This window comes from Sphingomonas sp. CFBP 13720 (genome assembly GCF_014842075.1).
In the GTDB taxonomy this organism is placed as follows: Bacteria; Pseudomonadota; Alphaproteobacteria; order Sphingomonadales; family Sphingomonadaceae; genus Sphingomonas.
In genome coordinates this window covers 1-14637 of the sequence record NZ_JACYVA010000014.1, presented here as the reverse complement: position 1 = coordinate 14637, position 14637 = coordinate 1, and the positions used below count along the sequence as shown (strand labels likewise).

Sequence of the window (14637 nt, the reverse complement as noted above, 5' to 3'; positions counted from 1 at the left end):
CAGTGCCGACGGCAACGGCCCTTCCCCACCTGACGTAAACAACAGGCACACGCCGTGGTTTGACAAGGATTGACCTTCGCGCAGCATATTACTGCGCTACGATGGTAAAATGAGCATAGAGCGACGCACCTTCCTCGCGGGAACCGCAGCACTGGCGATTGTCGGACTAGTAGCCGCTGCAAATGGAGAAGCCGGTATGTACGGACTGATCGGCAAGATGACGGCTCAGCCAGGGAAGCGCGATGCGCTCACCAACATTCTTGTAAACGGAGTGGCCGGGATGCCCGGTTGCCTGAGTTACGTAGTTGCCAACGATCCGACTGACGCAGCGATCATCTGGATCACCGAGGTCTGGGTGTCGAAGGAGGCACATGCGGCATCGCTTGCGCTGCCTTCGGTCCGTGAGGCCATCACCAGCGGCCGGCCTCTGATCGTAGGGATGGAACAGGTTGCAGAGACCAACCCGATCGGTGGGTTCGGTTTAGCCAGCGGAAAGTAGCTGGTCGGCGGAAGAGTACCGGTCAGCTTATCATCACACTTCGGAACGCTGGTGGCGCAACATCAAGCCAACACTGCGGCAAGGGACGCTGGCTGTTTCCGACACGCAGCAGCTGCGTCGACACACTCTAGGCGGTCCCGACGAGTGGCTGCTGTCGCAGGTAGGCAGGCTTACCGTCGTCTGGCCTTCATTAATGCCGCTGCCGTCAGTCCACATATTGCACCGGCAACCACAAACCCTGCCAGCGCGGTCCAGAGCGCGACATGAAGGCCACCGATGTAGCCGCCAATCGCCAGACCCATCAGCGGTAACACGACCAGTAGCAGGCAGCCGAACGCAATCATCAACCAAGCGAACGCCTGTTCGCGACGAGATGTCCGGTAATGTCCACTTTCCGCTGCGCAGAGAGCCTAATCGGCGATCGGTCGTTTCAGGCTCGAGTGATGGTTTCAGCCCATTCAGTCATTTGTGACTACGACATGTCCGTCGTGTTGCAGATGACGATCGTTTCGCTGCGGTTAAGCGGATGCGGATCAACGCGCGGCACCCCTCGATCTTGCCTACTTCGCAGGCCCATTGGTTACCGCCGATCGCATGCACGCGGCCACTCAAGGCATATGCCTCTTCTGACCATCGAAGCGTCGTAATCTCCCGCCGGGAGGTGGCATTCAGTAGGGCACTGTCAAACTAAGGGTTATCTGGTTCGTCTAAAGTCTCCTTGGGCTGTTCCCAGCGGGATTTCACGCTCTCTTCTAGGTCATGGTCGCGCCCGATTGTTGCGTCGAGACGACCCGCGATGGGAGATAGCGAATATCGCGAACCCAGGCTCAGGCCGATGTCACCATATTCGCACCTGCGCGTATTCCTTCGGATTCCCATCAAACGTTATTCCAGCATGCGCGGATTGAACAATCCGCAAGTCTACCCGTTGCGATCTAACGAACTTCACCGCTAGGACGCTGTACTAAGAAACTGATAATCAACGTTAAAATCAGATATCGTTTGAAAGCTAGACAGATGAGCCTTGGAAGGCGGCATATTGCCATTATCGGGCCGCCGACTGCGGGTCACATCAATCCGCTCATCGCGTTGGGAACGCCGCTCGCTGCAACCGGACACAGGATCACGTTCGTTCACATGGCGGAAGTCGAGCCTCTGGTTCCGGCCTCCGGGGTAGGTTTTGCGCCGCTAAATCACACCGCGGACCGCCAGGGCGCGCTGGCCGCGCATTACCGGGCACTCGCGCAACCGTCAGGCCCTGTCGGGCTACCACGAATGATCCGCAGCACGGCTGCCATGACCGATCTGCTTCTGAAGGCGCTTCCAGCGACACTGTTGAAGCTGGGGGTCGATGCGGTGATCGCCGACTCGGTAGAGCCTGCAGGAGCGTTGGTAGCGCAGCATCTTCGCCTGCCGTTCGTGACCGCCGTAACCGGATTGCCATTGCATCGGGAGCCTATGGTGCCACCGCCCTTCCTCGGATGGGCGTATCGCCCTGATGCAGTGGGACGCAACCGCAACCATGGCGGATATGCGGTCAGCGACCTGCTGATGCGACCGATCACCAGGCTGGTGTCCGACTATGCTCGTCGCTGGGACCTTGATCCCCATCGGCGGGATCGATGGTCAGAGCGCTTGCAGATCGCGCAATGCCCGGCAGCGCTCGATTTTCCACGCACCGGTTTGCCTACAAGCTTTCGATACGGCTCCCGCTGGAGATCGCCGGAGCCTTCGGACAATTTGCCGCAGGATAACGACCGGCCGCTCGTGTTCTGCTCGCTTGGATCGTTGCAGGGTGCCCGACGGTCACTGTTCGCCGCGCTGACAGCGGCATGTGCCGCCGTTGGTGCCCGTGCGGTAGTCGCGCACGGCGGCGGGTTGCGCGACGACGAAGCAGCCTCCCTTCCGGGAAACCCACTGGTGCGGGCGTTCTGGTCACAAACGCAGATCCTCCCGCGATGCTCGGCGGCGATCCTGCACTGCGGGTTCAACACCGTATTGGATGCGCTCGCTGCCGGTGTACCGATCGTTGCCGTTCCATTGGCCTTCGAACAACCGGCCACTGCCGCACGGTTGCGGCGGATCGGTGCAGCCTGCGTCCTGTCCCCTGCGGAAATACGCAGGGGCGCGCTCGAACCTGCGCTGAAGCGCGTGCTATCCGACCCGGGCTATCGCGAGGCGGCACGCGTGCTAGCTTCGGATATGGCACTAGCAGGTGGCGCGACCGAAGCGGCGGCGGCAGTCGAGGCTGCGCTTTACGGTGAGGGCGCTACGCCGGCACGCGTGGCATAATCTGTGTTGAAAGGGTCCGATCCCGCGTCAGATACCGGGCCGTCAGGATCGCGGGGGGTGCCAGCGCCAACCCTGTGATGACATCGACGCCATAATGCCCGCCGAAGACCGGTGTCGCCACGATGGTCAGCAGCGCCCACCCCTGACCGGCCAGCGCGAGACGGGGAATTGATCGGAATGCCCATATAAAAATGGCGGCGAGCGTCGCGTGAAAACTGGGAAAACTGACGATTCCTATCAATATCGTCAGGTCCAGCGTCCGCATCGATCCATCGCGTAGTCCCGAGATCAGCCCCCTTTCCAGCCAAGCGACCGACGGCCAAAGATGCCGATAGTGGGACGGATCGAACAGGTTGCCCATTGCCGGCACGAACCCGGAAATCAGTATCGTGACGAAGCCGGACATGATCGCCGCGCAGACCGTCGTCCTTAGCGTGTCGAACCTGCTCATGCCGCTCAACACGACGATAACGACGATCATCTGAAGGGTAAGGCTGTGATACGCCAGCCCGAGCAGCCAGATCACGGGCGGGAACCGGTCGAGCAGGTCCAGCGCCGCGTTCCATCGAAACCCGATCTCCCGATCCATGGTCGCGAGACGGACATCCCATAACGGCCCGGCATTCGCCGCCAGCGCGTAGGCCAGAACGACCCCGAGCACCGTGAACAGCGTCATCTGAAGGAATGCCTGCGCGCCGGCGACCAGCCGCGGACGTCGGCGATGAATCCCGATCGCCAGCGCGATCCCGATCGTTGTCAGCAAGGCGGCGACCGGCACGGCGCGGACGGGATCAACCGTAAAGGAACGGTGCGTCTGGACGGCAAACAGGCTGGCAAGCATCGCGGCGATCAACCCCCATGCGGGAGCATCTGGACGGTCGGCGGGTACGGCAGGATCGATCACGTCGGTCGAACGCACATCGCCAGCATAGGGTGCACAGCACGACCGCTCGGGTCATGGCCGGTTCGACAGGGTGGAGGGCTGTGTCAGACTAACGTGGCATGACGATTCGGCGTGCGATAACGCCCAGCCATGAGCCGACAATCACGAGCCAAGCCGCCCAGCCCGTTCCGACGGTTCAACTCGTCACCCAAGGTGATCCGGCTCGTAGTCATGATGTACGTGCGCTTCCCACTGTCGCTGCGGAACGTCGAGGACCTGCTGTTCGAGCGTGGCATCGACATCTGCCATGAGACGGTACGGATGTGGTGGAACAGGTTTGGGCCAATGTTCGCCGGGGACATCCGGCGGCAGCGTGTGTCGCGCATGCGCGGCTTTCATCAGTGGCGCTGGCACCTCGACGAGATGTACGTGAAGCTCAACGGCCAGATGGTCTACCTGTGGCGTGCCGTCGACCACGAGGGCGAGGTCCTCGAGAGCTACATCACCAAAACCCGCGACAAGGACGCAGCGCTCACCTTCATGAAAAAGGCGCTCAAGCGCCATGGCTTACCTGAGACGATCACTACCGACGGGCTGCGCTCCTACCGTGCCGCAATGAAGGAACTGGGTAATACTGAGAAGCAGGAGGTCGGCCGCTGGGCGAACAATCGGGTGGAGAACAGTCATCTGCCGTTCCGACGACGGGAGCGGGCGATGCTCCGGTTCAGGCGAATGAGCTCGTTACAGAAGTTCGCCTCCGTGCACGCAAACGTCCACAATCACTTCAACCTCGAACGCCATCTCATCGATCGCCAGACCTACAGGGAACGCCGCTCCGCTGCCCTGGCAGAGTGGCAGGTGATTGCGAGCTAGCCCCCTGCGCTCAAAGACTGACCCGCATCATGCAGAGAGTGGTTCGCGTTAGACTGACAGCACCGCCATACAGTCCTAAGCTATTGGATATACTAGAGAAATCCCGGATATCGGGCGCGTTTCTGCGCGGTTTCTGTCTGGTTCGGTAGTGCGGAGACTCATTTACGAACTGGAAATACGGATCCTGCGCCGGTTTTCTCCGGTAGGATCCCGCCTGGTACCGAATCTGCGCCGGGTGATGCGATACCCAGCATTCGAATCCATTGCGGTCGACCCGTTATTTTTCGAAGCCCTTCATCGACCGTGTTTCAGAAAACCGAACCGCGTAAGAAGCTGTTTTACAAGCGTAAAGTCATTTTCGAGATTTAGATGCGCTGATTTTTAGCAGGTACATCAGCAGGCACAGGACAGGCCTCCGGCACGCGGCGCGGCAGGCGAAATTCGCGTGTTGCAGGCCTGCACTTACCCAAGTCCGCAAAAGTGCATTACAAGCCGAAGGGGCGGAATTGCGTGCGATTTCGCCACGGAGCTGCAGCCGAGATTTAACCCCGACCGGGACCCGCTGGACGCTGCATCACATCGAGAACGTCGGAGATGGCATCATCGATGCCGGCAGCCGTGCCAGAAGCGACCGCAGTATCAAGGCGCTCATGAACGCGGGAGATCACCTGATCAAGGTCTGCGGGCAGTGCCGACGTGGAAAATGCAGGATCACCGCCGCTGGCGCATGCGACCACGAGTTCGATGAACGGCAGGGGCGAAATGCGGCGGCTGGTCTGACCCGCTGCCAGCCGATGCACCAGTACCTCGAACAGAGACGACGTGCGGCGACGTTCGCGCGGGCGGCTGACAGTGACCGGTGTGTTGGCGATGGCCATGACAATTTCCCGAAACTGGCCGTGAACCGTCCTAGGACTCGCAATCGGTCGCGTGCCATGATCACGGTAGGGGCCAGTGTGCGCGCTGACATCATGCGCCGTCACTGATCCGAGTCTCCGTCAGGTCGCGGCTTAGGGGTCAAACGCTCCAGACGTTCAAAATGAAAGCCGGCACGGCTTGCCAGATCGAGAAAGTCCCTCGCCGCAAGGCGATTGCCCTTGCCCGACGCAAGCACCCACGCATTGCGTTCCAGCATGCTGATCGTCTGTAGCCTGTTTTCGATCGAAAGCTTCGTCTCGCTGCCGGCGACCTCAAGGATCGTCCGGTTAATGTCGGTAAGGGTCAGCAACCGTTTGGGCCGGCGGCTACGGGCGCCTTCCGTATTGCCAGACTGGCCTTTCACAAACTGCCCGGCGCGCGTCCGCCTGATCTCATCGCTCATGCCAGCGCCTCCTCGGCCAGCCGGTTCATCTCGGTATCACGACGGGCATGGGCCGCTTCGAACGTCTCGCCGGTGGCAGCCAGAACCGCCTCGGCCCGGGCAAGCTTCTGCCAGCGCCGGATCGTGACCGCACAATAGTTGGGCTCGTACTCAATCAGGCGGGCATGCCTGCCGGTCTTGTGTGCCGCGATCAGGGTGGAGCCCGAGCCGCCAAACGGATCGAGCACGATCTCGCCGCGCTTCGAGGTATCCTTGATGGCGTCCATGATCATCGGAACCGGCTTGACGGTAGGATGCATCGCCAGTTCGGCATCGCGTCCGGTCTTCGTCGCCCCGCGGTAATTCCAGATGTTGGTCCGGTAGCGACCGTTCCTGCCGAGCTGAACGGTATTGAGGTGTGGCGCTTCACCAACCTTCCAGACAAACACCAGCTCGTGCTGCGACCGATAGAAGCTGCCCATGCCGCCATTGTCCTTGGACCAGACGCACAGGTTCTGCAGGCCGGAATACACCTCGTGCCCCGCCTCCAGCATCTCGCCCATATGTCGCCAGTCCATACACTGATAATGGATGGCGCCGTCCTGACTGACCGCTGCCGCGTTGGCGAAAGCGGTGCGCAGGAACGTCGTGAACTCGGCCCGGGTCATCTCGCCGCTGCCCATTGCGAACTCGGCATGCTTCGTCTGTCCAAGACCACCGACATGACCGTCCACCTTCACGTTGAACGGCGGATCGGAAAAGACCATCCGCGCCGTGGTGGCGTCCATCAGCTGCGCAAAACAGTCAGGGTCACGCGCATCGCCGCAGAGCAGACGGTGCGGTCCCAGCAGCCACAGGTCGCCACGCTCGACACCCGTTACCTCGCGCCGCTCCAGCACCGGCGTCTCCTCAAGCTTCTCGTCCGCAGGCGACAGGTCCATGACGAGATCAATCTCGGTCGTGGAGAAGCCGGTCGATTCAAGTTCGAAATCTGGAGTGAGCAACTGAATCTCTTCAAGTTCGATCTTCAGGATCTCGGGGTCCCAGTCGGCATTGGCAGCGATCTTGTTATCGGCGAGCCGGTAGGCCTTCAGTTCAGCCGGCGTCAGATAGGCGAGCGCCAGCGTCGGGATATCCTCGATCCTGAGCAGCCGTGCTGCCTCGAAGCGCGCGTGACCGGCGACGATCGTACCATCGGCGTCGATGATGACCGGGTTGGTAAACCCGAACTGCCGGATCGAGGCGGCAACCTGCTCGATCTGCTTCTCGCTATGCCGACGCGCGTTGCGTGGCGCAGGCTTGAGCGTGCCCAACGGCCGCAGCTCGACCTTCAGAGGGTCGAGCGTATGCCGGTTGATATGGGTACCCGTCACTCTTCATCCTCCATCAGTTACACGATGGAGTAGCTATGTACTTATCTGGCTAACCCTGCAAGAGGCTTTGTAACAGCGACGCGTGTTCGGGCATGCGTTCGGCGGCAACGCGCTGCATCTCGGCGATTGCGACCTGTCGGGGCATGAGGAGCAGGCCCTCCGGGGTCTGCCGCGCGAACAGCTGGCCACCCTTCAGCAGGTCGAAATCAGCGAGCACCGACGCTGGCAGTGTTGTGGTTCCATCCGGCCGGACGTCCATCGCGAGAACGGGGGCCTGCTCAGCATTGCTGCTGTCGCGCCTGATCCTGCCTGCGCGCAGGAGCACGTTGTAGGTGTGCTGGTACCGGATCTCGAGAAAGGTCGAGATATCGCTCGTACTGACGCCCGCCTCGTTCAGCGCCCGTATCTTGGCGGCCTTGCTGCCGTGCGGGCCAGCAATCCGCTCCATTTCTTTCGTGTCCATCGATGCCTCCGTTATCGCGCTCCATACCGTGAAGCGGTTCCTCGTGTAAATAAGAGTGATAACGGCGGCTAACAACACAGCTACCTCCCCAGGAGGGGTAGTAAGATGTTCCTGAATTCAGCCCTGTGCGCCATTCGTAATGCCGCAGGATGCCAGCCCCGCCCGGAAACTGTCATCCAGCGGATACGGCCGCACGCCCTCTCGCGTCAGCAGGCCAACCTCCTGTCCGGCACCGGTCGGCAGACCGTAGCTGGCGGTGGCTGCTGCTGCACGGAAGACCAGCCCCCTGCCCGCCAGCATTTCGTCGAGTATGGCGCGGGCGGTTTCGCCGCTGGCGACGGTACTGGTGGCGGTCGCCGCAGCGACGATGCGCATCTGCTGGTCCACCAGCTGCTGCATGGCGGGATTACCCGGCGGTACGGCAGAGGCTGCAGCGCCTGCCGGATTATCGGCGGCAGCTAGGGTGCGGAACGGCCGGTCATCGACGCGCCAGACGATGTCGCCGGTAGGCAGGCGGATGCGGCCACCGCTGCTGACCCCGACCAGCACACCGTGCACGCTGCTGTTCTCCACAAACGGATACAGCGCACCGGTACGGGAGTAGCTCAGTCCTCCTGCCCGGTCATAGGCAGCGACGATACAGCTGGTGGCACCGGTAATGGGATCAGTGCTGCGAGTAATCTGCCAGACCGGCTTGGGTGCCTTCCGGGCCGCGGCCGCAGTGCCGATGCCGATCAGGGCAAGCGTGACGACCATGGGTACCCTGAGCGATGCCTTACGCATGAGCCGCCTCCAGCTCGACGAGCGCTTCGCGCAGCTGCCTGATGAGCTGATCGAGGTGCGGCGTTGCGTGGCCCCCGTCGTTACTGCCGAAATGTTCGGCGCGGGCTTCGAGGAACGCGGTGGCCCAGAGCCGCTCGGCGTCACCCGGCCACACGCCAGTGGCGTGGTACGCGCCGCGCTGCTGGTCGAGGAACGTCGTGGGCTCGCCTGCGCCGAGAAGCTCGAGCAGGCGATAGCCGTCGATCAGACCTGCGAGCGCCACGCCGTCGTTCCAGTTGATTCCGGCCGGAATGGCCGCAAGGTTTCCGTCTGCGACATGCCCCAGCCACGCCGGGGAAGCCGGAGCGTCGCGCGAAAGGCGGGAGCGCAGGAAGGCGAGTGGCTCGGCCGGGAGACGACCAAACAGAATGTCGACGAGCTGGGCAATGTCTTCGAGCCGTGCGAAGCGCCTGGCCGGGACGACACGGTGGTCCGGACGCTCGGCCTTGACGCCCAGCGCGTTGGCGCGGCTGTGCCGGGCAGCCCTGTCACCGAGATCAGGCAGCGGCTCACCGGGCGCCCCGCCGAACCAGCGGATGTCGCAGAAGCTGCGCGTCACCGGGTCATAAGTCAGCCAGACCACGCAGCCTGATGGCCGGAGCGCCAGACGCCGGTGAATGGTGACATCGCTCCGCCTGCCGCCCCGCGTCATCACCTTGAGCTGGATGTGCCGCTGGATATCGCCAGCTTCGAGCAGGACGTCGAAGCCATCCTTGTCGACGCTGCTGTGCAGTTCGTCATAGTCGACACCGCGGGCGAGCAGTTCACCGCCGATCTGGCCGAGCAGCATGTGCTCGAACACGTTCTCGCGCGCGGAAGACTGGTGGGTAAGCTGGCGCATGCGCGCTTCGTGCGCAGCATGCTGGAGCGGCTGGCTGATGAAATTCAGACCGGTCATGACGTCTCCTGTTGCAGGCGACGCCGTTGCCGATGACCTCGTTCGTCGCCCTATGTCCACTCGGAGCGACGGCCCGAAGCCGGATGTTCGAAACCTGCTGATCACAGGCGCATGCGCCTTTACCGTTGCCGGCTGGACATGCGCGCATGCCACCCGGCCTCGACAAAAGTCGTGACCGAGCATGATCAGAGGGGTTTCGACGCCCCGCCCCCCGGCTTTCACGAGGGGCAGGCGTGTAGTTGCTCTGCTTGCCGCGGCAGGCAAGTGGAATGTGCGCGCAGTTGCTGTTTGCTGTGCAGAGAGGCCGACTGGGCGATCAGCGATGGCTGGGAGAACGCTCGCCGTTGGCGCTCTAGATGGCACCGGACAGCGAGATCGACATTCGGAGGCGTTCGAACGATTTCCGCAATCGGCATCGTTTCGCCTTGAGCGAACAACGCCTTCAGTCAGCCTGGAACGCCTGCCTATCAGGCTGGCCTGCGCCATCCACGATGAGGGGCCTGTCCCCCGGAGACCAGGGCGCAGTCCGGTACATGATGCTCGCGAACAGGTCCGAGGCGAGGTGATGCGCAAGCCACGCTTTAAGGTGTGGGAGTGGCTGGGCTTCGAACCAGTCATGATCGACCGCGGCGAACTGCCTGACGAACGGCATTATGGCAGCATCGGCCAACCCGGGCATCGATCCTTAAAGCTGGCCGGCAACCGCTATCCGCGCTTCCAGATCCTGCAGAAAGCGGAGACCACTGTCGCGATGCAGGGCGGGGTCATCGCCGTAACGATCAGGATATTTAAACCGGTCGAGGTCGCGCTTGAACGAGCCGTCATTACTGGCGATCAGTGCGGGATCGTCCCGTGTCAGCCAATCCTGGGGATCGTGCATTTCCAGCGCCCAGCGCATGATTGGGAGACTTTCCTCGATCACCGTTCCATACGCCGTATGCAGCACGGGCACCGTGCCCTTTGGCGAAATCGAGAGCAGTTCTGCGGGCTTGCTGGAAAGCCTAACCTCACGAACCTCGTAGCGCACTCCACCAGCAGCCAGCGCCAGTCTAGAGCGGGATGACTTCGCTTTGAATCGGCGGGGGATCCCCTTGTGGAGATAAGTCTGATTCAAGGTGGGGGCCGGAAGAGGAGGCCGGCCCTGGATGGCGAAACCGTATTCGATGGACCTGCGCGAGCGGGTGGTAGCGGGGGTGACGGAGCATGGGATGTCGTGCCATGCTGCGGCATCGCGGTTTGGGGTAGCGGCCAGTTCTGCGATCAAATGGGTGCAGCGGTATCGCGCGACCGACAGTGCGGCGCCAGCGCGGATGGGCGGGCATAAGCCCAACATCTTGTCTGGCGCGACACGCGACTGGCTGCTGGAGCGGGTGACGCGCGACTTCACCTTGCGGGGGCTGGTGGCGGAATTGGCCGAGCGGGGCGTGAAGGTCGATTATGTGCAGGTCTGGCGGTTCGCGCATGCGCAAGGGCTGAGCTTCAAAAAAAGCGTGCTGCCCGCCGAACAGCGCCGGCCCGCGATCGCCCGGCGTCGGGCGCAGTGGAAGAAGTATCAGGGCCGGCTTGATCCGGCGCGCCTCGTCTTCATCGACGAAACGTGGGTGAAGACGAACATGGCACCCTTGCGGGGCTGGGCACCGGTCGGCCAGCGGCTCCATGCCAAGGTGCCTTACGGCCACTGGCGCACGATGACGTTCCTGGCGGCGCTGCGCTGCGACCGGATCGACGCACCGTGCGTGCTGGATCAGCCGGTCAACGCGCAGAGCTTCACCGACTATGTCGAGCAGTGCCTCGTGCCCACGCTCTCGCCCGGCGACGTCGTCATCATGGACAACCTCTCCAGCCACAAAAAGCTCACTATCCGGAACGCGATCCGCGCAGTCGGTGCCAGGCTCCTCTTCCTGCCGCCGTACAGCCCGGATCTGAACCCCATCGAGCAGGTCTTCGCCAAGCTCAAGCACCTGATGCGAAAGGCTGCCGAGCGCTCCCACGAGGCAACATGGCGCCGCGTCGGCGCAGTGCTCGAAACCTTCCCCGCCTCGGAATGCCGAAACTATCTCGTCAACTCAGGATACGGGTCAGCTTGATGTCATCCCACTCTAGCCCGCATTGCATACGGACACCGGCGAAAGCTGTAGAGGACGTGGCTGGTCATAACCGTCATGTGCTGCTTAGGCTGGCGTAATAAAGTTCAGCGGTGAATTCTTCCCGGCGGGCAGGACCCACGTTCGAGCATTCGTTGCCCGGGTTGCCGCTACCGGAACCAGGCATCCACTATGGACGAGGCCGGTTTCCCTACGCTCCCTTCTCAGCTGCCGGCACGATTCCGTCTGCCAGTAGACGGTGAAGCGCATCGATGTGCCCGCTATCGCGCGAGCCGTTCGGATCGGACGTCATCACGACCGTGAGCCTGATATCGGGCAGCACGTACACCATCTGCCCGCCATAGCCCCATGCGAAGCGGACAGGGTGCCCGCCAGCCTGACCGATGAACCAGCCATAGCCGTACTGGCCGCCGCTCCATGGCGAGATCGCCCGCGGCGTCCAGCTCTGTTCGATCCACGATGCAGGCAGGATACGCTTGCCGTTCACGATCCCGCCGAGCCGGTAGAGTTCGCCGAACCGGGCCAGTGATCGCGGCGACAGGCGCATCTCGTTGCCACCGAAATAGATGCCCTGCGGATCGGTGGACCATGCGGGAACGGTGATGCCGAGCGGCTCGCCGAGCCATTCCCGGGCCAGCTGCAACGTGCTCCTGCCCGACGCGCGGGTCAGCATCGCCGACAGCAGATGGGTGTTGCCGGTCGAGTAGAGCATGCCGCCGCCGGGTTGATCGACAAAGGGTCGCGACAGCGCAGACCGGACCCAGTTGGGGCTCGACACCCAGCGTCCGTAGAACTCGCCTGAGGTGCGTTCCAGACCGGCCTGCATCGACAGAAGATTGCCAACCGTAACACTTGCGAGCCGTGGATCGGGGTTTGCGGGAGCATCGCTGCCCAGCACCGACACGACCGGCTGATCGACACCTTTCAGCACACCACGCGCAATCGCAATGCCGACCAGTGCGGACATGACCGACTTCGACGCGGACTTGATGTTGACCGGCTGGTCCAGCGGCGGTCCGCCGTTGAAGCGGCGCTCGAGAAACGCCTGCCCGTCGCGCAGCACCAGCAGGGACCGAATGCGCGGCAGCCGTTCCGCCGCTGCGACGGTGCGTGCCAGCATCGCGGCATCCAGTCCCTGCGTGACGGCAGTGGCACCGTGATCGACCACAGTTCGCTTGGTCGGCGCCTGCGCGGTGGGTGACGCGTCGCAACCGCATGCTATGAACGACGCAGGCATCAGCGCCAGCCATCTCACGATGCGATCGCCGACTTCAACACGGTCAGGAAACGATCGGGTGCTTCCACCTGTGGCGCATGGCCGAGATCGTCGAGGCGGATCAGTTGGCCGTTCGGGATTTGCTTCACCGCCGTCCCGGCAGCCTGAGGCACGGTTCGGACCTGAGCTTTTCGCTCCGGCGACGCGCTGTTCGCGCGGAAGGCGGTGAGATCACGCTCACCGATGATGAGCGTGACAGGAACGGCCAGTCGCGACAGTTCCGCCGCGACCGGCTGTGTCTGGATCATGTCGGACAGCCGCGCCTGCGCATCGCGAACGACGTCGCCATCGGCACTGGCATACTGCCCCGCCAGCATCTCGACCCACCGATCATAGGCCGGCCGCCACGCGCCGTGATAATAGTTGCGCAGCTGATAGGCCTTGATCGAGACGGCATCGGTCTTTGCCTCTTCCAGGCGCAGCTTGCCGAGGTCGGTGTAGGGCACCCCTTCCGCGAGGGTGTCGTTAAGACCGAGCGGATTGACCAGTACGAGCTTCGACACGCGTTCGGGATGCAGTAGCGCGAACCGGGTGGCGAGAATGCCACCGGTCGAGTGACCGACAAGGACGACCTTGCCCGCCTTTGCCCCGTCGAGCAGCCCGCGAGTCAGTTCGGCCATGGTATGAAAGCTGTACTGGTACCCCTTCGGCTTGGACGACTTGCAGAAGCCGATCTGATCGGGTGCGATCACCCGGAAGCCTGCGCCGGTCAGCCCCCGCGCGGTTTCGTCCCAAGTGGCCGCGCAGAAATTCTTGCCGTGCAGCAGCACGACCGTCGTGCCGTTCGCGCGACCGGTCGGGGCCAGGTCGAGATATGCCATCCGAACCGGCTGACCCTGCGATTCAGCGATATGCCAATGGACCGGAGCCGGGTAGTCGAAGCGTTCGAGGTTGGCGCCAAGCGGCACGGTTTGGGCGAAGCCGACGGCGCTCGATAATGCGAGCGAGGCGATTGCGGCGGTGCGGGTTATGAGGAGCATCCAGCTGGAACGACCGGGTTCCGGAAGGTGTCCTTGAGCCGGGCTGCCAAGCTGGCAGGCTGCCGGGCACCGGACGCTAGGAGCATGGCCGCTCAGAATCGTTTCGACCGATCAAGGGTCCGCGTGGCATCGCAGTTTCAGACTTTATGCCGACACGGCGGCTCTGACCGATCACAATGACCCGATTCCGGCCATTGAAAGCATCTCGTTCGGATTCCAGAAGCGGACGGCCATTCACGCTCCATCCCTAGGCTGGAATGGACCTCTGCGCTCTGAGAGACAGGGGTGCGACCCGAAAATGGCTACCCCTATATCGCGAACGAAACCCAATGGGCCGGCAAAGATCATTTCAGCCAAGCAAACGCATCGAACTCACGTGCAAAGATTGCCCGGGCGGCTCGCTCGTAAACTTTGCGCCCAGCATCGCCGTTGGTGAGGACCACGACAGCCGCGCCCGACTCGAGGTCCATGACGAACAGGTTCGCGACGCCGTCGTTAGCGCCCCAGTGCCAGGCGAAACGCCGCGCAGCATCACTCTCGATCCCCCAGCCCAGACCCCAGTCGAGCGTTCCCTTCACGCGAGTGGTCTTCGTCGAAAGTTCCGGATAGCGCTTCGCGAAAGCCAGGAACCGCGCGTAGTCGCTGGCGGTGGTCCACAAACCGGCGGCCATGTTGGGCGTCATGAATATTGGCATTGCTGGTTTGCCAAGCGCAATGGCGGCCTTTTCCCGGTCGGCTAGCGTCCATCGGTCAACTGGCTTCGGCGAGCCGCCATCGCGACCTATGGCATAGCCTGCGGGGCCTTTGTCGACGAGTACAACGCCACCGCCGTCGTGCGCCCATGCAACCGGCGGCGCGGTGCCCCGCGCCCAT

Annotated in this window: 16 protein-coding genes; 4 read left to right on the top strand and 12 right to left on the bottom strand. The window is 62.7% G+C overall.

Annotation, left to right across the window (positions count from 1 at the left end; genetic code table 11):
• Positions 1 to 196: 196 nt before the first annotated feature.
• Entirely contained in the window at positions 197 to 499 is a 303-nt protein-coding gene (locus IFT55_RS16650) for a putative quinol monooxygenase (RefSeq protein WP_192093477.1), read from the top strand.
• Positions 500 to 1516: 1017 nt separating this feature from the next.
• The gene (locus tag IFT55_RS16645; RefSeq protein ID WP_192093476.1) at positions 1517 to 2791 is read left to right on the top strand and encodes a glycosyltransferase; all 1275 of its coding nucleotides are present in this window, start codon (positions 1517 to 1519) and stop codon (positions 2789 to 2791) included.
• Here the strand turns inward: IFT55_RS16645 and IFT55_RS17750 are convergent.
• Positions 2769 to 3710 (bottom strand): phosphatase PAP2 family protein, encoded by a 942-nt coding sequence (locus IFT55_RS17750; RefSeq protein WP_192093475.1) that lies wholly within the window; start codon positions 3708 to 3710, stop codon positions 2769 to 2771. The two genes, IFT55_RS16645 and IFT55_RS17750, sit on opposite strands and share 23 nt — an antisense overlap.
• A gap of 114 nt (positions 3711 to 3824) precedes the next feature.
• On the opposite strand from IFT55_RS17750, the gene IFT55_RS16635 reads away from it, so the two are divergent.
• Positions 3825 to 4547, top strand: coding sequence for an IS6 family transposase (locus IFT55_RS16635; RefSeq protein ID WP_192093474.1), 723 nt, complete (start codon positions 3825 to 3827; stop codon positions 4545 to 4547).
• 542 nt (positions 4548 to 5089) lie between these two features.
• Here the strand turns inward: IFT55_RS16635 and IFT55_RS16630 are convergent.
• The 8 genes from IFT55_RS16630 to IFT55_RS17740 all read right to left on the bottom strand — a co-directional run bounded on the left by IFT55_RS16630 (position 5090) and on the right by IFT55_RS17740 (position 10517).
• Entirely contained in the window at positions 5090 to 5425 is a 336-nt protein-coding gene (locus IFT55_RS16630; RefSeq protein WP_192093473.1) for a hypothetical protein, read from the bottom strand.
• 101 nt (positions 5426 to 5526) lie between these two features.
• Positions 5527 to 5868 (bottom strand): hypothetical protein, encoded by a 342-nt coding sequence (locus tag IFT55_RS16625; protein ID WP_192093472.1) that lies wholly within the window; start codon positions 5866 to 5868, stop codon positions 5527 to 5529.
• A complete protein-coding gene (locus IFT55_RS16620; protein ID WP_342029341.1) occupies positions 5865 to 7220 on the bottom strand; it encodes a site-specific DNA-methyltransferase in 1356 nt (451 codons plus the stop codon). Before IFT55_RS16620 ends, IFT55_RS16625 begins: the two co-directional genes overlap by 4 nt.
• A 49-nt stretch (positions 7221 to 7269) precedes the next feature.
• Complete coding sequence (locus tag IFT55_RS16615; RefSeq protein ID WP_192093471.1) at positions 7270 to 7683, bottom strand: hypothetical protein; 414 nt, start codon at positions 7681 to 7683, stop codon at positions 7270 to 7272.
• Between the two features lie 117 nt (positions 7684 to 7800).
• Complete coding sequence (locus tag IFT55_RS16610; RefSeq protein ID WP_192093470.1) at positions 7801 to 8466, bottom strand: hypothetical protein; 666 nt, start codon at positions 8464 to 8466, stop codon at positions 7801 to 7803.
• Positions 8459 to 9403 carry a hypothetical protein gene (locus IFT55_RS16605; protein WP_192093469.1) on the bottom strand — a complete coding sequence of 315 codons (945 nt, stop codon included), beginning with the start codon at positions 9401 to 9403 and terminating at the stop codon, positions 8459 to 8461. Before IFT55_RS16605 ends, IFT55_RS16610 begins: the two co-directional genes overlap by 8 nt.
• A 442-nt stretch (positions 9404 to 9845) precedes the next feature.
• Positions 9846 to 10082, bottom strand: coding sequence for a glutathione S-transferase C-terminal domain-containing protein (locus tag IFT55_RS17745; RefSeq protein WP_342029340.1), 237 nt, complete (start codon positions 10080 to 10082; stop codon positions 9846 to 9848).
• A 6-nt stretch (positions 10083 to 10088) separates the two neighbouring features.
• Complete coding sequence (locus IFT55_RS17740) at positions 10089 to 10517, bottom strand: glutathione S-transferase N-terminal domain-containing protein (RefSeq protein WP_342029339.1); 429 nt, start codon at positions 10515 to 10517, stop codon at positions 10089 to 10091.
• A 31-nt stretch (positions 10518 to 10548) separates the two neighbouring features.
• On the opposite strand from IFT55_RS17740, the gene IFT55_RS16595 reads away from it, so the two are divergent.
• A complete protein-coding gene (locus tag IFT55_RS16595; RefSeq protein WP_192093468.1) occupies positions 10549 to 11490 on the top strand; it encodes an IS630 family transposase in 942 nt (313 codons plus the stop codon).
• Between the two features lie 208 nt (positions 11491 to 11698).
• Here the strand turns inward: IFT55_RS16595 and IFT55_RS16590 are convergent, their stop codons facing one another.
• The 3 genes from IFT55_RS16590 to IFT55_RS16580 all read right to left on the bottom strand — a co-directional run.
• Positions 11699 to 12676 (bottom strand): serine hydrolase domain-containing protein, encoded by a 978-nt coding sequence (locus IFT55_RS16590; RefSeq protein ID WP_342029338.1) that lies wholly within the window; start codon positions 12674 to 12676, stop codon positions 11699 to 11701.
• An 83-nt stretch (positions 12677 to 12759) separates the two neighbouring features.
• Entirely contained in the window at positions 12760 to 13605 is an 846-nt protein-coding gene (locus IFT55_RS16585) for an alpha/beta fold hydrolase (RefSeq protein WP_249403896.1), read from the bottom strand.
• A gap of 503 nt (positions 13606 to 14108) precedes the next feature.
• Positions 14109 to 14637 (bottom strand): serine hydrolase (locus IFT55_RS16580; protein ID WP_197976514.1); only part of this gene is annotated, 529 nt, incomplete at its 5' end.